1 protein-coding gene is annotated in these 518 nt (G+C 34.4%); it reads right to left on the minus strand.

The window, feature by feature from the left end; translation table 11 throughout:
* The coding region (locus BAQ44_RS17065) for an ATP-dependent Clp protease proteolytic subunit (RefSeq protein WP_211274096.1) at positions 1–329 on the minus strand (329 nt) is incomplete at its 3' end.
* Between the last annotated feature and the right edge of the window lie 189 nt (positions 330–518).

The raw sequence follows: 518 nt of genomic DNA on the forward strand, positions 1-518 counted from the left end.
CCTTTTTCACCTGCTGCAAGTAAGAATGCACCCATAGATGCAGCCATACCGATACAGATTGTTGATACTTGTGGTTTAATAAACTGCATTGTATCGTAAATTGCCATACCTGCTGTGATAGAACCACCAGGGCTGTTGATGTAGATGTGAATATCTTTTTCTGGATCTTGAGATTCCAAGAATAAAAGCTGGGAAACGATTGAGTTAGCTACGTTGTCATCAATTGCACTACCAAGCATAATGATGCGGTCTTTTAATAGTCGAGAGTAAATATCGTAAGCGCGTTCTCCACGATTTGTTTGTTCAATTACTGTAGGAATTAAATTCATCTGTTATTTCCTCCTTATAAAGCTTTCTTAGTCTTATAATACAATTATGGTCAATAAAGGTCAAACGAAACCACTTTAAATCAAAAAAATATGTAGTTGTACCATGAAATATTCGCTATGTTTTTGAAATTCCCTGCTTATGTATCTTCAACATCATAACCGAATTACATAAATTTAAACGTTATAAAA

The sequence above is a fragment of the Bacillus mobilis genome (assembly GCF_001884045.1).
Taxonomy (GTDB): Bacteria; Bacillota; Bacilli; order Bacillales; family Bacillaceae_G; genus Bacillus_A; species Bacillus_A mobilis.